This window comes from Erwinia sp. L03-1 (genome assembly GCF_058686115.1).
The window spans coordinates 3,352,398-3,374,934 of record NZ_CM178762.1 but is presented as its reverse complement, the minus strand read 5'-3'; the positions used below and the strand labels follow the sequence as shown (position 1 = coordinate 3,374,934).

Below are 22,537 nucleotides of genomic sequence, written 5' to 3'. Positions count from 1 at the left end.
TAGAAGAGGTAACTGATGACAGATAAGCGCAAAGACGGTTCAGGAAAGCTGCTGTACTGCTCTTTCTGTGGCAAAAGCCAGCATGAAGTGCGCAAGCTGATTGCCGGCCCGTCAGTGTATGTCTGCGATGAGTGTGTCGATTTGTGTAACGACATCATCCGCGAAGAGATTAAAGAAGTATCACCGCATCGCGAGCGCAGTGCGCTCCCCACGCCACATGAAATTCGCCATCACCTTGATGATTATGTTATCGGTCAGGAACGGGCGAAGAAAGTGTTGGCCGTAGCGGTCTACAACCACTATAAGCGCCTGCGAAATGGTGATACCAGCAACGGTATTGAGCTGGGTAAAAGTAACATTTTGCTGATTGGCCCAACCGGTAGCGGCAAAACGCTGCTGGCAGAAACCCTGGCTCGTCTGCTGGATGTTCCCTTCACCATGGCGGATGCCACCACACTAACCGAAGCGGGTTACGTAGGTGAAGACGTTGAGAACATCATCCAGAAGCTGCTGCAAAAATGTGACTACGATGTGCAGAAGGCGCAGCGCGGGATCGTTTACATCGATGAAATTGATAAAATTTCCCGCAAATCGGATAACCCTTCTATCACCCGCGACGTGTCGGGTGAAGGTGTACAGCAGGCGCTGCTCAAGCTGATTGAAGGCACCGTTGCGGCCGTGCCACCTCAGGGTGGGCGTAAGCATCCTCAGCAGGAATTCTTGCAGGTTGATACCTCTAAAATCCTGTTTATCTGCGGCGGCGCGTTTGCCGGCCTGGATAAGGTCATTTCCCAGCGTGTTGACACCGGGTCAGGTATCGGTTTTGGCGCCACGGTGAAAGGCAAGGCGCAGAAAGCGACCGAAGGGGAACTGCTGGCGCAGGTTGAACCGGAAGATTTGATCAAGTTTGGTCTCATCCCGGAGTTCATCGGTCGTCTGCCCGTGGTGGCAACGCTGAATGAGCTGAGTGAAGAGGCGCTGATTCAGATCCTGCGTGAGCCGAAAAATGCGCTGACAAAACAGTATCAGGCATTGTTCAACCTGGAGGGCGTTGAGCTGGAATTCCGGGATGAAGCGTTAACCGCAATCGCCAAAAAAGCGATGTCGCGTAAAACCGGCGCGCGTGGTCTGCGTTCTATTGTTGAGGGCGCGTTACTCAATACCATGTACGACCTGCCTTCACTGGATGATGTGGAAAAAGTCGTGGTGGATGATTCGGTGATTGAAAATCAAACTGACCCGATGCTCATCTATGTTAAACCTGAAGCTCAGCAGGCTTCCGGTGAATAAATAACCGCATCTTTCCAGCGAGTTACCTTAAAAAGGGGGGAATTATTCCCCCTTTTGCTTTTCTCTTGCACATATCATTGAATGTCCCGTATTCATCCCCATATACTCAACTACCTGTGGGTAAAACTGCACTTTAATGGTCTGTTGCGGTTCCCATCACCCTGGCGGAAATTAAACTAAGAGAGAGCTCTATGAATCCTGAGCGTTCTGAACGCATTGAAATCCCTGTGTTGCCGTTGCGTGACGTAGTGGTTTATCCGCACATGGTAATTCCGTTGTTTGTCGGTCGTGAGAAATCGATTCGCTGCCTTGAAGCCGCTATGGATCATGATAAAAAAATCATGCTGGTCGCTCAGAAAGAAGCTTCAACGGATGAACCTGACATTAACGATCTCTTCTCAGTAGGGACCGTCGCCTCTATTCTGCAAATGCTGAAGCTGCCTGACGGCACCGTTAAAGTGCTGGTTGAAGGCTTACAGCGTGCGCACATTACGACGCTTGGCGATAACGGCGATCATTTTACGGCCCAGGCTGAATATCTTGCTTCGCCTGAGATTGATGAGCGTGAGCAGGAAGTGCTGGTGCGTACCGCTATCAGCCAGTTTGAAGGCTATATCAAGCTGAATAAGAAAATCCCACCGGAAGTTCTGACCTCGTTAAACAGCATTGAAGATGCTGCGCGCCTGGCAGATACGGTGGCAGCGCACATGCCGCTTAAGCTTGCGGATAAGCAGTCCGTGCTGGAAATGTCCGACGTGAATGAACGTCTGGAATATCTGATGGCGATGATGGAGTCGGAAATCGACCTGTTACAGGTTGAAAAACGCATTCGTAATCGTGTCAAAAAACAGATGGAGAAAAGCCAGCGCGAGTACTATCTGAATGAGCAGATGAAGGCTATTCAGAAAGAACTGGGCGAAATGGATGATGCGCCGGATGAAAATGAGGCGCTGAAGCGTAAAATCGACGCGGCTAAAATGCCGAAAGAAGCGCGCGAAAAAACCGAAGCCGAGCTGCAAAAGCTGAAAATGATGTCCCCGATGTCGGCTGAAGCGACCGTGGTTCGCGGCTATATCGACTGGATGGTCCAGGTTCCGTGGAACGCTCGTAGCAAGGTGAAAAAAGATCTGCTTAAAGCTCAGGAAACCCTGGATACCGATCACTTCGGACTGGAGCGGGTCAAGGATCGTATTCTTGAGTATTTAGCGGTACAGAGTCGCGTCAGCAAAATTAAAGGCCCGATTCTGTGCCTGGTTGGACCGCCGGGCGTGGGTAAAACCTCGCTGGGCCAGTCTATTGCTAAAGCCACCGGACGTAAATATGTCCGTATGGCGCTGGGCGGCGTGCGCGACGAGGCGGAAATTCGCGGTCATCGCCGGACCTATATTGGCTCGATGCCCGGCAAACTGATTCAAAAAATGGCCAAGGTTGGGGTGAAGAACCCGCTGTTCCTGCTGGATGAGATCGACAAAATGTCTTCGGACATGCGCGGCGATCCTGCATCAGCGCTGCTGGAAGTGCTCGATCCGGAACAGAACATCGCCTTTAACGATCACTATCTTGAAGTGGATTACGATCTGTCAGATGTGATGTTCGTGGCAACGTCCAACTCGATGAATATCCCGGCACCGCTGCTGGATCGAATGGAAGTAATTCGTCTGTCCGGCTATACCGAAGATGAAAAGCTCAATATCGCTAAACAGCATTTGTTGTCGAAGCAGATTGAACGTAACGCGCTGAAAAGCAGCGAAATCACCGTTGATGATAGCGCGATTGTGGGCATTATCCGTTATTACACCCGCGAAGCCGGTGTGCGTAGCCTTGAGCGTGAGCTGTCTAAACTGTGCCGCAAGGCGGTGAAGACGCTGCTGATGGACAAAACCGTCAAGCACATCGAAATTAATGCTGATAACCTGAAGGATTTCCTTGGGGTGCAGCGCTTCGATTACGGTCGCGCCGACAGTGAAAATCGCGTAGGTCAGGTGACCGGTCTGGCATGGACGGAAGTGGGCGGTGATCTGCTGACCATCGAAACGGCCTGCGTACCCGGGAAAGGTAAGCTGAGCTATACCGGTTCGCTGGGCGAGGTGATGCAGGAGTCGATTCAGGCTGCACTGACCGTAGTGCGTGCGCGTGCCGAAAAGCTGGGGATCAACGGGGACTTCTACGAAAAACGTGATATTCACGTTCACGTACCCGAAGGTGCCACGCCGAAGGATGGCCCAAGTGCGGGTATAGCGATGTGTACCGCGCTGGTCTCCTGCCTGACGGGTAATCCGGTTCGTGCGGACGTTGCGATGACAGGAGAAATTACCCTGCGTGGCCAGGTTCTGCCAATAGGCGGTCTGAAGGAAAAACTGCTGGCTGCCCATCGCGGTGGTATTAAAACGGTCCTGATCCCTGACGAAAATAAGCGTGACTTGGAAGAGATCCCTGATAACGTCATCGCCGATCTCGACATTCATCCGGTTAAGCGTATTGAAGAAGTCTTAACGCTGGCCCTTGTGAATGCGCCTTACGGCATGCAGGTAGCCACGGCTAAATGATGATTTAAGACAAAAACAGGACGAAACAAGGGCTGGCAGGCAAATTGGGGCTTGCCAGCTTTTTTTTGTGCCGTTAATTTAGATAGCTGTCTGACTCGGGCTGGCAAAATCCACTGGATGACTGTGCCCGAGACAGGTTAACGCTATCTTAATAACTAACGCGCGTTTGTTGTCGGCGGGAAGCCCGAACGCGATGTAAATAATAATAGAGGGGATGATAGAGTGAATAAGTCACAGTTGATCGACAAAATCGCTGCAGGTGCTGACATTTCTAAAGCCGCAGCAGGACGTGTATTAGATGCATTTATGGACTCTGTATCAGAATCTCTGAAATCTGGCGATGAAGTGGCGCTGGTCGGTTTTGGTACCTTCTCCGTGCGCGATCGCGCAGAGCGCACCGGCCGCAATCCGCAGACGGGTAAAGAGATCACTATCCCAGCGGGTAAAGTACCTGGCTTCCGTGCCGGTAAAGCGCTGAAAGACGCGGTTAACTAACTGCGGTATGCACCACCAGAGCATTTTCTTTGGTGGAGTGAGGATTGTCATTGCGTTCTCATGTACCATACTGGGCACATCACCATTCTGATGTGCCTTTTTTTATCTATCAATGACAAACGCATAGCGCGTTGGTCAACATGGCGTGAAGGAGCAGGGCTTAATCACGCAGTGGCGCGAAACGTCCCCGGGAATGTGGGTCGTAGCGCTAACGGTTTATATTCACACTACAGCGGAGTGTTGTCACACCATGATGGACAATTTACGTGCGGCATCGAACCATGTCGTGCTCAAAATTATACTGGGTTTGATCATCCTTTCTTTCGTCCTGACCGGGGTGGGCAACTACCTGATCGGCGGTAACGGTGATTTTGCTGCAAAGGTCAACGGTGACGAGATCAGCCGGGCGCAGCTTGAAAGGGCTTTTTCCAGCGAGCGTTCACGTCAGCAGCAAATGCTGGGCGAACAGTTCTCAACCCTGGCCAGCAATCCAGGCTATATGCAGCAGATTCGTCAGCAGGCGCTTTCCCAGCTGATTGATGAAAAGCTGCTGGATCAGTATGCGAAAACGTTGAAGCTGGCTATCAGCGACGATCAAATTAAGCAGGCTATCTTTTCTCAGCCCGCTTTCCAGACTGACGGTAAATTCGATAACGCCAAATATCTCGGCCTAATCAATAATATGGGCTTCTCTGCCGATCAGTATGCAGAAGCACTGCGCAAACAGCTGACCACACAGCAGCTGATCACCTCCGTTACCGGCACTGACTTTATGCTGAATGGCGAAACGGATGCGCTCGCGGCGCTGGTGGCTCAACAGCGCCAGGTTCGCGAAGCGACAATCAACGTGAGTGCGCTTGTAGCAAAGCAGCCCGTCACTGACGAAGACGTTAAAAACTATTACGAGCAAAACAAAAATAGCTTTATGTCTCCTGAGCAGTATCGGGTGAGTTACATCAAGCTGGATGCGGCATCGCTGCACGAAAACGTCAGCGAGAGCGAAATTAAGAGCTGGTACGATCAACATCAGTCTGACTACACCCAGCCTGAGCGCACCCGCTACAGCATTATCCAGACTAAAACCGATGCTGAAGCACAGGCACTGCTGGCCGAGCTTAAAAAGGGTGGTGATTTTGCCGCGCTGGCGAAAGCGAAATCCAGCGATCCTATCTCGGCTCGTCACGGCGGAGATATGGGCTGGCTTGAGCCGGATACCACGCCAGATGAGCTGAAAAGCGCCGGTCTGAAAGAGAAAGGCCAGCTTTCTGGCGTCATTAAATCGTCCGTCGGTTTCATTATTGCCCGCCTGGACGATATCCAGCCGCAGCAAATTAAGCCTTTCTCTGCCGTTCACGAAGCTATCGCGGCGAAGGTGAAGCAGGAAAAAGCCATTGATGCTTACTACAAGTTACAGCAGAAAGTAAGCGAGGCGGCCAGCAACGACAACGAATCTCTGGCGGGTGCTGAAGAGGTTGCGGGCGTTAAGGCTGTTGAAACTGGCTGGTTCAGTCATGACAACGTGCCCGCTGAACTTAACTTCAAACCCGTTCAGCAGGCCATCTTCAATGGCGGCCTGGTAGGGGACAACGGTGCGCCGGGAAGCAATTCTGACATCATCACTGTTGATGGCGATCGTGCTTTTGTCCTGCGTGTGAGTGAGCATAAGGCTGAAGCGGTGAAACCGCTGAGTGAAGTGACCGCACAGATTACTGATACGCTGAAAACTGAGAAGGCTCAGCAGGAAGCGAAGGCGCTGGCTGACAAACTCCTGACCGCGCTTAAAGCCGGCAAAGGCGAGCAGGAAATGAAAGCGGCTAACCTGAGCTTCGGTCAGCAGCAAACGCTTAGCCGTAACGGGCAGGGCGCGATCACTCAGGCGGTCTTTGCTATGACGCCTCCTGCGAAGGATCAACCGTCATGGGGCGTCAGCGAAGATGGTCAGGGCAATGTCGTCCTTATCGCGCTCGACAGCGTGAAAACGGGCACCATGCCGGACGCGCAGAAGCAGGCCATGGTTCAGGGCGTCACGCAGAATAATGCGCAAATCGCGTTTGAAGCATTGCTGAGTAACCTGCGCAAAGAAGGTAAAATTAAGTACGGTGCAGCGGCACAGGCTCAGTAAGCCTCGCAGTTTTTTTGCAACGTACTGAAAAAGAAAAGGCCGCATTCGCGGCCTTTTCCATTTCTGTTATCCGCCGTTTGTATCCGCACTGACTCTGGCTTAGCCTGGACGTGCTGTCAAATACACGGAGGAAAACAGCATGAAACACCTTTCACTGTCTGCACTATTTTTTGCTTTAGCCTTTAACCCCCTGGCTCTCTCAGTGGCTCAGGCAGAAACCGCGACCAACCGGGGCACTGAGCCGGGCCTACAGATGGAATCAGGCCGGCCGGCTACGGACGGGCAAATCAGTATTAATCACGCCACTGCGGAAGAGTTTGCCGCGGCGCTTAACGGGGTTGGCCTGAAAAAGGCAGAGGCCATTGTCAGCTACCGCGATCGCTACGGAGCCTTTACGCAAATCGAACAGTTAAAGGAGGTTCCCGGTATGGGTAACGCCCTGGTGGAGCGAAACCTGTCGCGGCTTAAATTGTGATCGACTTCGCGGGATCCACCGCTTTCCCGTCAGGTGTTCTGACTGCCTGCTAATCTTGAGGAGGTCATACCAGTGGGTATGGCCCTCTTAATGGCTGAGTGATTATGCACACAACAATAAAAGTACGTGGTTACCACCTCGATATTTATCAGCACGTCAACAATGCCCGCTATCTGGAGTTTCTGGAGGAAGCGCGCTGGGAATGGCTGGAGAATCTGGAATCGTTCCACTGGCTTAACGATAACCATCTGGCTTTTGTGGTCGTGAACATCAACATCAACTATCGGCGGCCCGCCGTTATGGGTGACGTGCTGAAGATAGAGAGTCAGCTTGTACAATTGGGAGGAAAAAGCGGGGTCATTGGTCAGACGGTGACGCTGGCACCGAACGGCGAGGTAGTGGCTGACGCCACGCTGACCTTCGTTTGCATCGATTTGCGCACGCAAAAAGCGCAGCCGATGGAGGGCGATTTAAAGCGCAGGATGGAAGCAATGTTTACAGCCCCGGTCGACCAGTAACAGATGCCTGCATCCCGGGCCGACCAGAAAGAGGTGTCAGCATCCTGAGCCGGCCAGAAAGAGATGTCAGCATCACGAGCCGACCAGAAATAGAGGCTTTCAGCTTAAGCCAGTTTTACGCTTCATCTCCTGCCTAATGGCATCTTTTTGATCGAGATATTCCTGCAAACCACGGGCCCTCAGGTTGCAGGCAGCGCACTCTGTGCAACCTGCACCTTTAATGCCGTTATAGCAGGTTAGGGTTTCGCTGCGTACTAAAGGCAAGTGCTGCCAGTAGTCGGCGAGCGCCCAGGTTTCTGCCTTATTCAGCCACATCAGCGGCGTTTCAAAGCGAACGTTGCGAGCCATGCCCAGGGTAACTGCGTGATTGAGGGCCTTAACAAATTCATCCCGGCAGTCGGGATAGCCAGAAAAGTCAGTTTCACAGACCCCGGTGATCACGGCTTCTGCTTCTACCTGATAAGCATAAATTGCTGCCAGAGTTAAGAACAGAATGTTGCGACCCGGTACGAAAGTACTAGGAAGACCCGTGGCATCAGGGTTCCAGGCAGGGACAGGTATGCTGTCGCGCGTCAGGCTGCTGATTGCCAGCTCATTAAGGAGCGTAACGTCCAGCACCTTATGCGCCCGCGCGCCCAGAGATTGAGAAAGCGCTGCCGCCACCTCAATTTCTTCCCGGTGGCGCTGACCGTAATCAAAGGTGACACAGTGCACTTCGTCATACTGTTTCAACGCCTGTATCAAACAGGTGGTTGAATCCTGACCACCGCTAAAGACCACTACTGCGCGTTTCATACTTTTAACCTTATTCATTTATTGCGGCCTATAGTAATCCCTGCCGGAGCAGAAGGGTAGCCTCAGCGCCAGGCCAGTTGGCGAAACGGCGCAGGCCGGGCAAAAATGGGCTACATCTTCTGCAAATTTTTGACGGATTCAGCGTCGCATGCCATTTTTTCCACTGCGGGCGAACGTTTGAACAGCGTCAGCAGTATTCCGCTAAGGAACGGCAGCATGAGCCACAGCGACTGCGGAGAGATGGGGTTGCCGTTTATTGCGGCTTCCAGCGCAATGGCGATCAGCGGGAACACAAGGAAGACCAGTGATGCCTGAAAGGCTCTGGCCAGCTTTTGCAACAAAAAATAGCACAGGATTCCGGCTACGCCTGCCACCACGCCAAGATAGACGATTGCCATTAATGCACTCTGAGTAAAGTCCGCCACGCTGGGTTTTTCAACCAGCCACCCCGTTGCGGTAAGCATCATCCCGGCCATCAGGCAGGGCAGGGCGTTATAGGTCATGACGGATACCTGATGGCAGCGCTTTTTACACTGCACGTACATAATCGCATGCAGACAGACTGCTGCGATCAGTGCCAGCACGCCTGTAAAAAGGCTACCCTCATGCTGGTGCGATTCCAGCCAGATAATAGCGGCCAGCGCAGTCAGACTGATCGTTAACCCACAGACCTGCTGCAGCGAGGTTCTCTCTTTGAGAAAGATAATGGAGGCGGCCAGTACCGCCGCAGGCATGGTTGAAAAAATGATGGCGGCAAGGCTGGATGAGGTATACCGCTCCCCAAATATCATCAGGGTAAAGGGGATCGCAAAGTAGAAGATTGTGACGGCAGCCTGAAATAGCCGACTGCCGCGAGGAAACAGAAATGGCGCCTTCATTATCCAGCACAGCAGTAGCAAAAAAGGGGCAGCCGAAAGAAAACGTAATCCGGTGGCGAAAAGCGGAGGTACCGATCCGACGGCTATCTTCATGGCCATCCACGTTGTTCCCCATGTTAATGAAACGACGATAAACAGCAGAACAATAATTAATTTTCTATAAGAGTGCGTTTGCATAAATGATCCCTCAGTAACCGTTGGCACAGGTTAGCGAATTATCCTGAGCAATTTTTGCTATACTAATGGCGTCAATTTGGGAATGCGGAGAAAAAATGCCTGATTCAGCGCTGGATAAGAAGGATTTTTTACTCCTTTCACTGCTTCAACAGGATTGTACGCTCTCTTTGCAGGCGCTGGCAGATGCCGTACACCTGACCACCACACCCTGCTGGAAGCGCTTGAAACGCCTGGAGGATGAAGGCTATATTCGCGGACGGGTGGCGCTGCTTAATGCGGATAAACTGGCACTGTCATTAACCGCCTTTATGCTGATTAAAACGCAGCAGCACAGCAGCAGCTGGTACCAACAATTCGTTGAGGTTGTGAAGGCGATGCCGGAAGTGATGGGCTGCTACCGTATGGCGGGCGAATATGACTACCTGCTGCGGGTCCAGGTCGCCGATATGAAAACCTATGACGCTTTTTATAAACGTTTGGTGAACGGTGTTCCAGGTTTACATGCTGTGACTTCGAGCTTTGCCATGGAAGAGATAAAATACACCACGGCACTTCCGCTAAGCTGATGGTTGCGTATTGATGTTGAGGCTCACCCCTATCCAGGACGGTTTTTGTGCGATTGTTTAAGCAATTAAGCTGGTATTTTATTCGTGAATGGCGGCGCTATTTGGGCGCGGTGTTCCTGCTAATCATCATTGCTCTGCTGCAACTGCTGCCGCCCAAAATCGTCGGTATCATTGTTGATGGTGCCACAGCGCATCGGATGCATGCTTCTGGAATTATCATGTGGGTTGGCGTGATGCTGCTCACCGCTGTGGTGGTATATCTTCTCCGCTACGTCTGGCGCGTACTGCTGTTTGGCGCTTCCTATCAGCTTGCAGTGGAGCTTCGGCAGGATTTCTACCGTCAGCTTAGTCGTCAGCCGCCAGAATTTTACTTGCGACACCGTACCGGCGATCTGATTGCCCGCGCGACCAATGACGTTGACCGGGTGGTATTTGCGGCTGGCGAAGGCGTGCTGACGCTGGTTGATTCGCTGGTAATGGGCATGGCGGTGCTGATAGTCATGAGTACCCAAATTAGCTGGCAGCTTACGCTGCTGGCACTTCTGCCCATGCCAGTGATGGCGGTGGTGATTAAGCGCTACGGTGACCAACTGCATCAGCGATTCAAGGCGGCGCAGGCGGCATTCTCTTCCCTTAACGACCAGACGCAGCAGAGCCTGACCAGTATTCGTATGATTAAGGCGTTCGGACTGGAAGACAACCAGTCCGGGCAGTTTGCCGCGGCCGCGCGTGATACCGGGCAAAAAAATCTGCGCGTCGCCCGCGTGGATGCCCGCTTTGATCCCACCATCTATATTGCCATTGGTATGTCAAATCTGTTGACGTTCGTCGGGGGAAGCTGGCTGGTCTGGCATGAACAGCTGACGCTGGGGCAATTAACCAGCTTTGTGATGTATCTTGGCCTGATGATCTGGCCAATGCTTGCCCTGGCGTGGATGTTCAACATCGTCGAGCGCGGAAGCGCGGCGTGGAGCCGTATACGCTCCCTGCTGGCAGAGATGCCGGGCGTTGAGGATGGCACCAACATTCCCCCGACGGATCGCGGTCAGTTGCAGATCGCCGTGCGGGAATTTAGCTATCCCGGCGCAAATCGCCCCTCGCTAAAACATATTAACGTCAGCCTGAAACCGGGCCAGATGTTAGGGCTGTGTGGCCCAACCGGCGCCGGGAAAAGCACGTTACTCAGTCTTATTCAGCGACATTTCGATATTGCGCAGGGCGATATTCGCTTTCATGGCATTCCACTGACGCAGCTGCGGCTGGATAGCTGGCGCAGCCGATTAGCCGTGGTCAGCCAGACGCCGTTTCTCTTCTCTGATTCGGTCGCCAACAATATCGCGCTGGGCAGGCCGGGTGCCAGTCAGAGCGACATTGAGCAGGCGGCGAAGCTGGCCTGGGTTCATGAGGATATTCTTCGCCTGCCCCAGGGCTATTCCACGGAGGTCGGTGAGCGCGGCGTTATGCTTTCCGGTGGTCAGAAGCAGCGTATTTCAATTGCCCGTGCGCTGCTGCTGAATGCTGAAATCCTGATTCTGGACGATGCGCTTAGCGCAGTGGATGGCCGCACCGAACATCAGATATTGCAAAACCTGCGGCGCTGGGGCGAGGGAAGAACCATTATCATCGCTGCCCATCGCCTGTCTGCACTCAGCGAGGCAAATGAAATACTGGTTATGCAGAAGGGAACGGTCGCCCAGCGTGGACAGCATGAGGCGCTGGCCGCAACGCCGGGATGGTATCAGGAGATGTACCGCTATCAGCAGCTTGAAGCAGCGCTTGATGAAGATGAGACCCTGAAGGAAACAGGCAATGAATAATCTTGCACAGCTCTGGCCGACGCTGAAGCGTCTTCTGTCTTATGGCTCACCGTGGCGCAAATCAATTGGGCTGGCGGTGCTGCTGTTATGGATTGCCGCAGGTGCAGAGGTTATTGGTCCCATACTGGTGAGCTATTTTATTGACAACCTGCTGGCAAAGCACAACATGCCACTGGGGATTGTCACCGGACTGGCGTTTAGCTTTCTGTTATTACAGGGGCTCGCTGCCGCGCTGCATTACTGGCAGGCGCTGCTTTTCAATCAGGCAGCGGTAGGCGTTGTACAGCAGCTGCGGACTGACGTAATGGATGCCGCTCTGCGTCAGCCGTTGAGTGCTTTTGATACGCAGCCCGTCGGTCAGATTATCTCGCGGGTCACTAACGATACCGAAGTCGTGCGGGATCTCTATGTGACGGTAGTTGCCACCGTCCTGCGCAGCGCGGCCTTAATCGGGGCCATGCTGGTAGCGATGTTCAGTCTGGACTGGCGAATGGCGCTGGTTGCTGTCACCATTTTCCCCGCGGTGCTGACGGTGATGCTTGTCTATCAACGCTACAGTACGCCAATTGTACGGCGAGTCCGAAGCTATCTGGCCGATATTAACAATGGCTTCAATGAAGTGATTGGCGGCATGAGCGTTATCCAGCAGTTTCGTCAACAGGCCCGCTTTGGTGAGAGGATGGGGGAAGCCAGCCGATCGCACTATCTTGCCCGTATGGAAACGCTGAGGCTGGATGGCTTTCTGCTGCGTCCACTCTTAAGCCTCTTTTCAGCGATTATCCTCTGCGGCCTGATGATGCTGTTTGGCTTTTCATCGGTGGGTTCCGTTCAGGTCGGTGTGCTTTATGCCTTTATCAATTATCTCGGGCGGCTTAACGAACCGCTGATAGAGCTAACGACCCAGCAGTCGATGCTGCAGCAGGCCATTGTGGCGGGCGAGCGAATTTTCGAACTGATGGATGCGCCTCGCCAACACTATGGCGCAGACGCAAGACCGCTTGTAACGGGCAGCATTGAGATTACCGATTTGACCTTCGCCTACGATGACCACCGGCCCGTGCTTAACGACATCAATATCACAATACCCTCCCAACGTTTTATTGCGCTGGTGGGACATACCGGCAGCGGCAAAAGTACGCTGGTTAACCTGATGATGGGGTATTACCCGCTGACGCAGGGAGAAATTCGCCTTGATGGGCGGCCGCTTGATTCTTTAAGTCATGATGCACTGCGGCTGGGCGTGGCCATGGTTCAGCAGGATCCTGTGGTGCTGGCTGATACTTTTTTTGCCAACGTTACGCTGGGACGTGATATCAGCGAAGAGCAGGTCTGGCAGGCGCTGGAAACGGTACAGCTTGCTGAACTTGCCCACAGTCTCTCCGACGGTATTTATACCCGTCTTGGTGAGCAGGGTAATAATTTGTCGGTTGGACAGAAACAGCTGCTGGCCATGGCGCGCGTTCTGGTGGCCTCTCCGCAGATTCTAATCCTCGATGAAGCCACGGCTAATATCGATTCAGGCACGGAGCAGGCGGTTCAGAAAGCGCTGGAGATCGTGCGACAGCAAACCACGCTGGTGGTGATCGCCCACCGGTTATCCACTATTACCGAGGCGGATGAAATCCTGGTGTTACACCGTGGTCGCATCGTGGAACAGGGTACCCACCGACAGCTCCAGGAGAAGAAGGGGCGCTACTGGCAAATGTACCAGCTACAGCAGGTAGGGCAGGATCTTGAGGCCGGTAATGTGCTGGCCAGCTAACTACTATGCTGACTGTTGGCTGATAACTGGTAACGGGTAACGGGTAACGGGCAACGGGTAACGGGCAACTGATAAATGATAACTGGTACTAGTAACTGTTAGCTGACAACTGACAACTGATAGCTGGTGACAGCTAACACCTTATTAACCTGCCGCTTCGCTGCACTATTTTCTGGCGTCGGGTTCCTCATTTCAGCCCCGCCTGCACTCACCTGAGGCGCTACGCACCCTAATGGTGCGTTTTTTTTGCCCGCAACCGGCCGCTATAAAGATTCCGCCATTCTGATAAGCAGACAATACCTGGCCCAGCTAGTTTAGCATCTGAAACAGACCACTTTCAGATTTATGGCACAGGCTTTGCTTTATTTAGCCGGTGTCGGGCGAATCAGTCATTTTCAATACCTGGAGGGGATCGTATGAAGCTGGTTACCGTGGTAATCAAACCGTTTAAACTGGAAGATGTGCGAGAAGCACTCTCCTCTATTGGTATTCAGGGGCTTACCGTAACTGAAGTAAAAGGGTTTGGTCGCCAGAAGGGCCATGCAGAACTCTATCGCGGTGCTGAATACAGCGTGAACTTCCTGCCAAAAGTAAAAATAGATATTGCGATTGCAGACGATCAGCTCGACGAAGTGGTTGATGTCATTGGTAAAGCCGCCTATACCGGCAAAATTGGTGACGGCAAAATTTTTGTTGCTGAGCTGGAGCGTGTGATTCGAATCCGTACCGGTGAAACGGACGAAGCGGCACTGTAACCCCGGGGCTAAGAATTGTGATGGGATGGGATAAAATGAATAAAAAAATTGCTAAATTGGGCCTCGCAGGCCTGGCAATGTTACCGTCGCTGGCGATGGCAGCATCGCCACCGGTCGCGGATAAAGCTGACAATGCCTTTATGATGATTTGCACCGCCCTGGTGCTTTTTATGACCTTACCCGGCATTGCGCTGTTTTACGGTGGTCTGATCCGCGCCAAAAATGTGCTCTCCATGCTGACACAGGTTTCTGTCACTTTCGCCATGGTCTGCGTACTGTGGATGATTTACGGCTACTCTCTCGCCTTTAGCGACGGTAACGCTTTCTTCGGCGGTTTCAGCATGGCGATGCTGAAAAACATTCAGCTCACGTCGCTGGTGGGCACTTTCTATCAGTATATCCACGTCTCTTTCCAGGCATCATTCGCCTGCATCACCGTGGGACTGATTGTCGGTTCAATTGCTGAACGCATCCGCTTCTCTGCCGTGCTGATTTTTGTCGCTATCTGGCTGACCTTCTCTTATTTACCTATCGCCCATATGGTCTGGTCGGGTGGCCTGCTGGCGCAGGATGGAGCACTGGATTTTGCGGGTGGCACTGTGGTGCATATCAATGCCGCAGTGGCGGGACTGGTAGGCGCTTACCTGGTGGGCAAACGCGCGGGCTTTGGTAAAGAGGCATTCAAACCGCATAACCTGCCCATGGTTTTCACCGGTACGGCAATCCTTTATGTGGGCTGGTTCGGCTTTAATGCGGGCTCGGCCAGCGCGGCAAACGAAATTGCGGGTCTGGCATTCCTGAACACCGTGATGGCGACAGCGGGTGCGATGCTTAGCTGGACGTTCGGCGAGTGGGCCCTTCGCGGCAAACCTTCTTTACTGGGCGTCTGTTCCGGTGCCATTGGTGGTCTGGTCGCGATCACGCCTGCCTGTGGTTACGTTGGGGTCGGCGGTGCTCTGATTATTGGTATCGCGGGTGGTCTGGCAGGCCTCTGGGGCGTGACCATCCTGAAGAAATGGCTGCGCGTTGACGACCCCTGTGATGTGTTCGGCGTCCATGGCGTTTGCGGGATTCTGGGCTGTATCCTGACCGGCGTATTTGCCTCCTCCTCACTGGGTGGGGTGGGTTACGCCCAGGGCGTAACCATGGGGCATCAGATTGGCGTACAGCTATTCAGCGTAGGCGTGACCATCGTCTGGACTGGCGTAGTCGCCTTTATCGCCTTCAAAGTGGCGGATATGACGGTTGGGCTGCGCGTACCAGAAGATCAGGAGCGTGAAGGTCTGGACGTTAACAGCCATGGTGAAAATGCTTACAACCAGTAAACGTAAAGCACGAGATTGACAACAGCCAACGGCTCCCGGTAAGTGGGAGCCGTTTTTTTTACGAAAACAAATCATTCTCAGGCCTGGCGAAGACGCATGACGCCTTCCTGAACGGTCGATGCCACCAGCGTGCCGTCGAGGGTATAAAATTCCCCACGAACAAAACCCCTGGCCCCGGATGCCGAGGTACTTTCAACGCTGTACAACAGCCACTGATTTAAATCGAACGGGCGGTGAAACCACATTGAATGGTCGATGGTGGCAACCTGCATGCCCGGCTCAAGAAAACCTTTCCCATGCGGCTGAAGAGCAACCGGCAGAAAGTTGAAGTCGGATGCGTACCCTAGCAGATACTGATGGATCCGCTTCTCTTCCGGCACGTTGCCGTTAGCTTTTATCCAGACGTAGCGCTGAGGTTCCTCTACGTGCCCCTTAAGGGGGTTATGGAAGCTAACCGGACGGAACTCAAAGGGCTTTTCCGCCAGAAACTTCTCTCTCACCTTTTCGGGGATAAAAGGTGCGAGCTGTGCTGCAATTTCACTCTCACTGGCTAAGTGTTCCGGCCCGGGAACATCTGGCATGGTCTTCTGGTGCTCAAATCCGCTTTCAGGTGCCTGGAAAGAGGCGGTCATAAAAAATATAGGCTGACCGTTTTGCACGGCGCTGACGCGGCGAGCGCTAAAACTCTGCCCATCGCGCAGCGTTTCTACCTCATAGACGATAGCTTTCTGGCTGTCGCCCGGTCTGAGAAAATAGCTGTGGAAGGAGTGGATAACGCGTTCGGCGGGTACCGTCTGCTTGGCGGCACAGAGAGCCTGACCTACCACCTGTCCGCCAAATACCTGACGAAGCCCCAAATCTTCGCTCTGCCCTCGATAAAGCCCTTCTTCGAGCTTCTCGAGATTAAGCAGATTCAATAAATTTTGTAATGCCTGGCTCATTATGACCTCTCTGTGGTGTTTTTTTAGTTTTTCAGTCGGAGTCGTCAGCGCAGCATGCAGGCTAACAATCAACATAAAAGGCGGTTAAACGGCAGTAACAGGAAAAAATCAGTAACTTGTGCCAGAATAAACTCAACGGGTTAGTGTTGCACTACTCCCGGTGACTCACCGAGATCACGCTATTAACATTGATCATAAGGAGAATAAGTCAATGAAAGTTTTACCAATATTAACGGGCGCCGCACTGGCTGTCGCATTATCCGGATGCGCTCAAAAAGGTCACGATGTGCCTACCGCGACGCTGGCATCACAGGTAGCCGGTCAGCAGGCTACTCTTCGCCAGCCCAACGTCAGCGGTAGCATCTACATCCGCCAACGCATTGCATTACCGCCGGATGCCGTTTTAACGGTAACGCTCTCTGATGCGACCGTGGCTGATGCTCCTTCGAAAGTTATTTCACAGCGCGTCGTTCGCACGGATGGAAAACAGGCACCGTTCAAATTTATCCTGCCATTCAACCCGTCTGATATTAAGCCTGACGCGCGTATCCTGCTCAGCGCCGCCATTACTGTTAATGGCAAGATGATGTTTATCACCGATAGCGTCAAGCAGGCGGTTAATACCGGTGGTCATAAACAGGATTTGGTATTGGTTCCGGTTCCGTCCATGGCTCTGCCAACACAGAGCGGGGCGGCGACAACCCTGCCGTCGACTTCTCCAACGCAGGTTAGTCCTTCATCTTCCGTACCCGCACCTACCTCAATGTAACGTTTTCCCGCCTCTTTCGGGGCGGGTTATTCTATCCAGCGATATCGCCGTAGCGAAACTTTCCCCTCACGACTGACTTCTACTCCGTCGCGCATGAGTGCATCGCGCTGACGCGTGAGGTCATCCCCGGTCATTGAAATCGCGCCCGTGCTATTAATGACGCGAAACCAGGGGAGGGTGCTCCCCTCCGGAAGGCGTTTAAGCACGCCACCCACCTGGCGCGCAGCGCGTGGGGAGCCAGCCATGCGGGCAATATCCCCATAGGTGGCGACTTTACCTGTCGGTATTGCAGCAACGATCTGCCAGATGCGCTGCTGAAATGAATCATGCTCATGCATATTTTTGCCCTCTCAGCGGAACTGTAATAAAAATTGGGCAAAAATTGAAGGGATCGAACAAGAAAACAACGGTCACCGCACGATAGGTTGCAATTGAGGAGGGGTTCATTGATAATGCCTTCGCTCCATAACATGGAGCTTGTCAATGGGGGCCCGGTTGGTTCTCCCGCAATGCTAACTTGTGAACTCGGTCAGATCCGGAAGGAAGCAGCCGCAGCAGGTGACGCGTGTGCCGGGATGTGGCTGGCAGGGCCCCCACCCAATTCCCCCTCCAGCCTTTCTTAACTCGCTTACTTTTAATCGTATATTTCTGATTTAACGAACGAATTTCCATACCGCGACCGGGACTTTATCGTAGAGTTTATTCATTGTCAGTTCGGCAAGGCGATGATCGGCAGCGGAATAAAATACGGCCAGCTCGTTTTCAGATAATTCGTATTTATTCTTTTCTATTACACGCTCAAGGGTGTCGATTGACCGACAGCGCCTCAGGCGCATCAAATAATCAGTTTTGGTTAGAAGTTTGTCTGTCATTGTTAAACCGTTGAAAAAATAAAGGGTTGCTAAAATGAATGGCTTGCCTGCGAGACGACCTGAGCACATTCCTCTATGAAAATATTAAACAAACGCTTCGATGTTTTTTGCCAGCGCTGTAAATCCTGAACGTTGATTCCGTAATTACTGAAGAGCATAAACGTATCATCCAGGTATTCATCTACCTGACTTATGAGTTCATCGTCTTCAATATGTTTAATTTTGTAATTCATGGTGAATCCGGCAATATGCTCGATCAAATCGTTAAGCTGCAAATTGATTGCCGAAGTAGGATCATTAACCCATCCATGATGGCTATCACCTAAAGTAGCCATGCTTTCATCATACAAGTTTTCACACAAGAATTTAAGCTGGGCGATATCATGCCTTTTTGGTGAGTATTCGTCCATCTTTTTCCCCTCCATAGCTAGTGAAAGATGCCGCATGTGCGGGCTTTTCAGCGAGTTGTGTGCCAGGAAGTGATAAGGGTTATCTCGTTATTAACCCCTACTAAAATATAACGTAGATAATAGGTCTTTTTAATAACAGTTTTGTAAATCAAAATTCGTCTGCGGCTGGTGCTGGTTCAGTATCAATAAACTCAAAAACGAGCGCATCGCCTGTGTGATGAAAATTGACCGTTTCGCTTAGGGTTTCCTCAGCATCAATATCGAGGCAGGCGTTGAACAGGGACCACCGAAAACTATAGGCCATCTTATAACGTGATTCACCTAAATATTCTATAGAAATAATTTTGATACTCTCGGGAACATATTGGGCATTTTGTGAATACCAAATCAATGATCCTGTAAGTTCATCCGCTATTTTGGGAATAATCCGCTGAATAACCTCAGCCAATGCCGCCGGGTTACCCTCAGTTTTTTCTAAATTACATGAGATGGTTTTGCGCACTTTTTCCCCATGAGTTAATTAATGCTTATAGAGATAATTAGTCTTAAGAGGCTGTTAATCAAGTCCCTAAACAGTGCTGTTAACTATCTTGATGATTTGGCTATTATTTATCTTAGTAGATAAAACCATTTACTGCGATAGATAAAAGTCGGAAGTTGAGTTTTTTTTATATAACCGCCCATGCCTCAGCCCTATTTTGGAAATAATTGGATACATTTTGCCGATATCTTCTTAAATAAAAAATCCGGTATATTGTTATGTTATAACATATCTAAAAGGTGTCATGATGAGTTCACACTCCACTGTGTCGCAGCATGCGACACTTTTTTGCCGCTCGTCCGGGCTGCGTCTGATGCCTGCCGCAGGGCTGGCATTTATTCTGCTGCTACTCACCGGGTGGGCGTTGGCCGGATGATTACCTTCAAACAGCTTACCGTGGGCTACCAGGGCAGGGCGGTGACCCCGGCGTTGGACGGCACCTTGTTGACGGGCTCAATGACCGCCCTGGTTGGCGCTAATGGTTCCGGAAAATCAACCTTACTGAAAACGCTGGCCGGTTTATTGCGCCCGGTCAGTGGCTCACTCAGTCTGCCTCGTTCATCCGTCAATATCGCCTGGCTGCCGCAGCAGTCTGAAATTGACCGCAGTTTTCCCATAAGCCTGTTCGATCTGGTGGCGATGGGATGTTGGAAAAAATGCGGTTGGTTCGGTGGTATAGATAAGGCCATGCGGCGAAGCGTTATGTCAGCGCTGGAAAAGGTCGATATGCTCGACTTTGCCTTCGCTCAGCCAGGCACGCTCTCCGGTGGGCAGCTACAGCGCGTGCTTTTCGCGCGTTTATTAGTGCAGGAGGCCAGCCTGCTGCTGCTTGATGAACCCTTTACGGGTATTGATAGTCACACAACCCAACAGCTGCTATCGCTGCTCAAAGAGCGCCACGAAGCAGGCTGTACGCTGATTGTCGTTCTCCATGATATGGCAACGGTGGAGAACTATTTTCCACAGCGTATACGCCTGCAGGAGCATCATGCCGAATGGTCCGTTTCCGATAGCGTGCTGTCCCGGCAGCATTCCCGACGTTCTGTGGGGGCGTAATGATCCTGTCCGTAATGCATCCCTTTATTGAATTTGGTTTTATGCGTCGCGCGCTGGTGGCCTGCATTGCGCTTTCGCTCAGTGCCACGCCACTGGGAATATTTCTTCTGTTACGCAGAATGAGCCTGGTGGGCGATGCACTCTCCCATGCTGTTTTACCCGGTGCAGCAATTGGCTATCTGATTTCCGGGCTGTCTCTGGTCGCAATGGGCACCGGCGGGGTGATTGCCGGATTATCCGTTGCGCTGCTATCAGGGGCGGTGAGCCGCTACACCCCGCTGCGGGAGGATGCCAGCTTTGCGGGATTTTACCTTGGATCGCTGGCGCTGGGCGTTACCCTCGTTTCGCTGCGCGGATCCAGCGTCGATCTGCTACATGTCCTCTTTGGCTCCCTGTTAGCCGTAGATAATCCCTCCATTATGTTGGTGAGCGGTATCGCCGCCGGGTCATTGCTCATACTCGCAATAATTTACCGCCCGCTGGTCATTGATGCCTTTGATCCCACTTTTTTACGCGCTCAAAACCGCTGGGCCGCCCCGCTGGTACACGGCATTTTTCTAATACTGGTCGTTATCAATCTGGTCGCGGGATTCCAGGTGCTGGGCACTCTGATGTGCGTGGGGCTGATGATGCTCCCTGCTGCCGCCGCCCGTTTCTGGAGCCTGACGCTACCGGGCACGATTTTCGCAGCGATGATCCTGGCCGTTGCGGCCAGTTTTAGCGGCCTGATGGGGTCATTTTACCTCTCTCTGCCAGCGGGGCCGGCGGTCGTGCTCAGCGCGGCCATGCTGTTTTTTATCTCAATTCTTTTGGGACCCTGCGGAGGCCTCTTCCGTTCGCGCGGTCGTTTTTCTGGTGGTAAGGAGAAAGCATGAAAAAGTTACCCGTCTCGCTGGCGCTGGCATCATTACTGGTCGCGCCCCTGACTATGGCTGAAACCGTCAACACGGTAGCCAGTTTTTCAGTACTGGCTGATATCGTGAAGCAGGTGGGAGGCTCACACGTTAACGTTAAAAGTCTGGTGGGTCCGGATGGCGATCCGCATAGTTTTGAACCCATACCCCAGGATAGTCAGGCGCTGGCTAAAGCCGATGTTGTGTTCGTCAGCGGCCTGGGCCTGGAAGGGTGGATGGATCGCCTTGTTAAGGCATCAGGCTATAAAGGCGAGGTGATCGTCAGCTCTGAAGGGATCGCCACGCGTTCCATGGAGGAGGAGGGGAGGGCCATGACCGATCCCCATGCCTGGAATAGCATGAAGAACGGCGTGGTTTATGCCACTAACGTAATGAACGCGCTGATCAAAGCCGATCCGGCTGATGCGGATTATTTTCGTCAGCAGGGATCGGCCTATATTGCGCAGCTTAAGAAACTGGACCGCTGGGCGCTATCCAGCTTCGCGGCCATTCCTCTGGAAAAACGCAAGGTGCTGACCAGTCACGATGCCTTTGGCTACTTCGGCCAGCGCTACGGCGTGAGCTTTATGTCGCCTGTTGGTTTCTCAACCGAGTCTGAGGCCAGCGCATCTGATGTCGCGGCGCTCATTACCCAGCTCAAAAGCGAGCATATCCACACCTATTTTATTGAAAATCAGACGGATCCTCGCCTGGTGAAGCAGATCGCTGCCTCCTCAGGCGCTCAGCCCGGTGGGGAACTCTACCCGGAAGCGCTAACCCGCAAGGGGGGAGACGCGGCAACCTATGCCGCGGCGTTTACGCATAATGTCAATGTCATGGTCGCCAGCATGAAATAACGAAGATAAGGGCGCTGATGTGAGCTGAGCAAGCGTCAGCGCCAAAAAAACGGGCCATCAATTAATGGCCCGTTTTTTTTAAGCGGAGATTAGCGTTTCTTTTTTCTTCCCTGTACTGCCTTGAAACGTGGATTGCTTTTACAGATGACGTAAATTCGCCCCTTACGACGCACCACCCGGCAATCCTTGTGGCGTTTTTTAGCTGAAGCCAGTGAGCTTAAAACCTGCATGATACGACCTTACTGAGTTTTAGAGAAAAACGGCCAAAACGCTCATTAAACCGATGCGCGCTGCCCTCTTTGGCAAAATCTTTCTGCTTGCCGGTATAGTGCGGATGAGAAGCTGAAGAGGTATCCAGCGGCACATAAGGCCAGGTTTTGCCATCCCGCTCCACGGTACGGTCCGTTTTAATCGTCGAGCCCACCATAAACCAGGCATCGGCGCTGGTGTCATGGAACGCGACGGTGCGGTAGGCCGGATGAATATTCGATTTCATAAAGTGCATCCCTTTTTTGATACGTTATAACATAACATTAATTATGCCCCCACCATTACGTAATTGCAAGTGCAGCCGGAGGGAAGACCAGCGGAGGAAATAACGTCAGCGCTCAGGGCGCTGAAACAGAGTGGGTGTAAAGATGGAGACGCTCAGCAAGGATGAAGGAGGCAGGGAGGAC

The 22,537-nt window shown here is 52.4% G+C and carries 24 protein-coding genes and 1 other RNA gene; 16 read left to right on the top strand and 9 right to left on the bottom strand.

Annotated features, from left to right (window positions below; all coding sequences use genetic code 11):
- Positions 1–15: 15 nt before the first annotated feature.
- The 6 genes from clpX (at position 16) to AC4PCC_RS15610 (ending at position 7,446) form a co-directional block, all read left to right on the top strand.
- Positions 16–1,290: an ATP-dependent protease ATP-binding subunit ClpX gene (gene clpX / locus AC4PCC_RS15635; RefSeq protein WP_492125126.1), complete on the top strand. Its 1,275-nt coding sequence runs from the start codon at positions 16–18 to the stop codon at positions 1,288–1,290.
- Positions 1,291–1,481: 191 nt separating this feature from the next.
- Positions 1,482–3,836: an endopeptidase La gene (gene lon / locus AC4PCC_RS15630; protein ID WP_067705264.1), complete on the top strand. Its 2,355-nt coding sequence runs from the start codon at positions 1,482–1,484 to the stop codon at positions 3,834–3,836.
- Positions 3,837–4,058: 222 nt separating this feature from the next.
- Complete coding sequence (gene hupB / locus AC4PCC_RS15625; RefSeq protein ID WP_492125125.1) at positions 4,059–4,331, top strand: nucleoid-associated protein HU-beta; 273 nt, start codon at positions 4,059–4,061, stop codon at positions 4,329–4,331.
- Positions 4,332–4,581: 250 nt separating this feature from the next.
- On the top strand, positions 4,582–6,453 hold the full coding sequence (gene ppiD, locus AC4PCC_RS15620; protein ID WP_492125124.1) for a peptidylprolyl isomerase: 1,872 nt from the start codon (positions 4,582–4,584) through the stop codon (positions 6,451–6,453).
- A gap of 139 nt (positions 6,454–6,592) precedes the next feature.
- Positions 6,593–6,928 (top strand): helix-hairpin-helix domain-containing protein, encoded by a 336-nt coding sequence (locus AC4PCC_RS15615; protein WP_492125123.1) that lies wholly within the window; start codon positions 6,593–6,595, stop codon positions 6,926–6,928.
- 104 nt (positions 6,929–7,032) lie between these two features.
- Positions 7,033–7,446, top strand: coding sequence for an acyl-CoA thioesterase (locus AC4PCC_RS15610; protein ID WP_492125122.1), 414 nt, complete (start codon positions 7,033–7,035; stop codon positions 7,444–7,446).
- A gap of 99 nt (positions 7,447–7,545) precedes the next feature.
- Here AC4PCC_RS15610 and queC read toward each other — a convergent pair whose 3' ends face one another.
- Complete coding sequence (gene queC, locus AC4PCC_RS15605) at positions 7,546–8,241, bottom strand: 7-cyano-7-deazaguanine synthase QueC (protein ID WP_492125121.1); 696 nt, start codon at positions 8,239–8,241, stop codon at positions 7,546–7,548.
- A 110-nt stretch (positions 8,242–8,351) separates the two neighbouring features.
- Positions 8,352–9,296 (bottom strand): DMT family transporter, encoded by a 945-nt coding sequence (locus tag AC4PCC_RS15600; RefSeq protein ID WP_492125120.1) that lies wholly within the window; start codon positions 9,294–9,296, stop codon positions 8,352–8,354.
- A 95-nt stretch (positions 9,297–9,391) separates the two neighbouring features.
- On the opposite strand from AC4PCC_RS15600, the gene AC4PCC_RS15595 reads away from it, so the two are divergent.
- The 5 genes from AC4PCC_RS15595 (at position 9,392) to amtB (ending at position 15,521) form a co-directional block, all read left to right on the top strand.
- On the top strand, positions 9,392–9,862 hold the full coding sequence (locus tag AC4PCC_RS15595) for an Lrp/AsnC family transcriptional regulator (RefSeq protein WP_492125119.1): 471 nt from the start codon (positions 9,392–9,394) through the stop codon (positions 9,860–9,862).
- A 47-nt stretch (positions 9,863–9,909) separates the two neighbouring features.
- The gene (locus tag AC4PCC_RS15590) at positions 9,910–11,679 is read left to right on the top strand and encodes a SmdA family multidrug ABC transporter permease/ATP-binding protein (protein ID WP_492125118.1); all 1,770 of its coding nucleotides are present in this window, start codon (positions 9,910–9,912) and stop codon (positions 11,677–11,679) included.
- Positions 11,672–13,441: a SmdB family multidrug efflux ABC transporter permease/ATP-binding protein gene (locus AC4PCC_RS15585; protein ID WP_492125117.1), complete on the top strand. Its 1,770-nt coding sequence runs from the start codon at positions 11,672–11,674 to the stop codon at positions 13,439–13,441. Before AC4PCC_RS15590 ends, AC4PCC_RS15585 begins: the two co-directional genes overlap by 8 nt.
- Before the next feature lie 416 nt (positions 13,442–13,857).
- Positions 13,858–14,196: a P-II family nitrogen regulator gene (gene glnK, locus AC4PCC_RS15580; RefSeq protein WP_067705278.1), complete on the top strand. Its 339-nt coding sequence runs from the start codon at positions 13,858–13,860 to the stop codon at positions 14,194–14,196.
- A gap of 35 nt (positions 14,197–14,231) precedes the next feature.
- Positions 14,232–15,521 (top strand): ammonium transporter AmtB, encoded by a 1,290-nt coding sequence (amtB, locus tag AC4PCC_RS15575; RefSeq protein WP_492125116.1) that lies wholly within the window; start codon positions 14,232–14,234, stop codon positions 15,519–15,521.
- 77 nt (positions 15,522–15,598) lie between these two features.
- On the opposite strand, the gene tesB is transcribed toward amtB, so the two are convergent.
- The gene (gene tesB / locus AC4PCC_RS15570; RefSeq protein ID WP_492125115.1) at positions 15,599–16,462 is read right to left on the bottom strand and encodes an acyl-CoA thioesterase II; all 864 of its coding nucleotides are present in this window, start codon (positions 16,460–16,462) and stop codon (positions 15,599–15,601) included.
- 211 nt (positions 16,463–16,673) lie between these two features.
- Here tesB and AC4PCC_RS15565 point away from each other — a divergent pair, with 211 nt between their 5' ends.
- A complete protein-coding gene (locus AC4PCC_RS15565; protein WP_492125114.1) occupies positions 16,674–17,231 on the top strand; it encodes a YbaY family lipoprotein in 558 nt (185 codons plus the stop codon).
- A gap of 26 nt (positions 17,232–17,257) precedes the next feature.
- Here AC4PCC_RS15565 and AC4PCC_RS15560 read toward each other — a convergent pair whose 3' ends face one another.
- Positions 17,258–17,569 carry an MGMT family protein gene (locus AC4PCC_RS15560; RefSeq protein WP_492125113.1) on the bottom strand — a complete coding sequence of 104 codons (312 nt, stop codon included), beginning with the start codon at positions 17,567–17,569 and terminating at the stop codon, positions 17,258–17,260.
- A gap of 155 nt (positions 17,570–17,724) precedes the next feature.
- On the opposite strand from AC4PCC_RS15560, the gene ffs reads away from it, so the two are divergent.
- An RNA gene (gene ffs / locus AC4PCC_RS15555) (signal recognition particle sRNA small type) lies at positions 17,725–17,821 on the top strand.
- A 63-nt stretch (positions 17,822–17,884) separates the two neighbouring features.
- Here ffs and hha read toward each other — a convergent pair.
- The 3 genes from hha to AC4PCC_RS15540 all read right to left on the bottom strand — a co-directional run bounded on the left by hha (position 17,885) and on the right by AC4PCC_RS15540 (position 19,015).
- Entirely contained in the window at positions 17,885–18,103 is a 219-nt protein-coding gene (hha, locus tag AC4PCC_RS15550; protein WP_067705285.1) for a hemolysin expression-modulating protein Hha, read from the bottom strand.
- A 29-nt stretch (positions 18,104–18,132) separates the two neighbouring features.
- Positions 18,133–18,513: an Hha toxicity modulator TomB gene (tomB, locus tag AC4PCC_RS15545; RefSeq protein WP_492125112.1), complete on the bottom strand. Its 381-nt coding sequence runs from the start codon at positions 18,511–18,513 to the stop codon at positions 18,133–18,135.
- 148 nt (positions 18,514–18,661) lie between these two features.
- Positions 18,662–19,015: a hypothetical protein gene (locus AC4PCC_RS15540; protein ID WP_492125111.1), complete on the bottom strand. Its 354-nt coding sequence runs from the start codon at positions 19,013–19,015 to the stop codon at positions 18,662–18,664.
- 411 nt (positions 19,016–19,426) lie between these two features.
- Here AC4PCC_RS15540 and AC4PCC_RS15535 point away from each other — a divergent pair, with 411 nt between their 5' ends.
- Genes AC4PCC_RS15535 through AC4PCC_RS15525 form a run of 3 tightly spaced genes read left to right on the top strand, consistent with a single transcriptional unit; the run spans position 19,427 to position 21,860 of the window.
- The gene (locus AC4PCC_RS15535; RefSeq protein WP_492125110.1) at positions 19,427–20,110 is read left to right on the top strand and encodes a metal ABC transporter ATP-binding protein; all 684 of its coding nucleotides are present in this window, start codon (positions 19,427–19,429) and stop codon (positions 20,108–20,110) included.
- Positions 20,110–20,985, top strand: a complete 876-nt coding sequence (locus AC4PCC_RS15530) for a metal ABC transporter permease (RefSeq protein WP_492125109.1) — start codon at positions 20,110–20,112, stop codon at positions 20,983–20,985. Before AC4PCC_RS15535 ends, AC4PCC_RS15530 begins: the two co-directional genes overlap by 1 nt.
- Positions 20,982–21,860, top strand: a complete 879-nt coding sequence (locus AC4PCC_RS15525) for a metal ABC transporter substrate-binding protein (protein WP_492125108.1) — start codon at positions 20,982–20,984, stop codon at positions 21,858–21,860. Before AC4PCC_RS15530 ends, AC4PCC_RS15525 begins: the two co-directional genes overlap by 4 nt.
- A gap of 89 nt (positions 21,861–21,949) precedes the next feature.
- Here AC4PCC_RS15525 and ykgO read toward each other — a convergent pair whose 3' ends face one another.
- Complete coding sequence (ykgO, locus tag AC4PCC_RS15520) at positions 21,950–22,090, bottom strand: type B 50S ribosomal protein L36 (RefSeq protein ID WP_073980990.1); 141 nt, start codon at positions 22,088–22,090, stop codon at positions 21,950–21,952.
- Positions 22,078–22,356: a type B 50S ribosomal protein L31 gene (locus AC4PCC_RS15515; RefSeq protein ID WP_492125107.1), complete on the bottom strand. Its 279-nt coding sequence runs from the start codon at positions 22,354–22,356 to the stop codon at positions 22,078–22,080. Before AC4PCC_RS15515 ends, ykgO begins: the two co-directional genes overlap by 13 nt.
- Between the last annotated feature and the right edge of the window lie 181 nt (positions 22,357–22,537).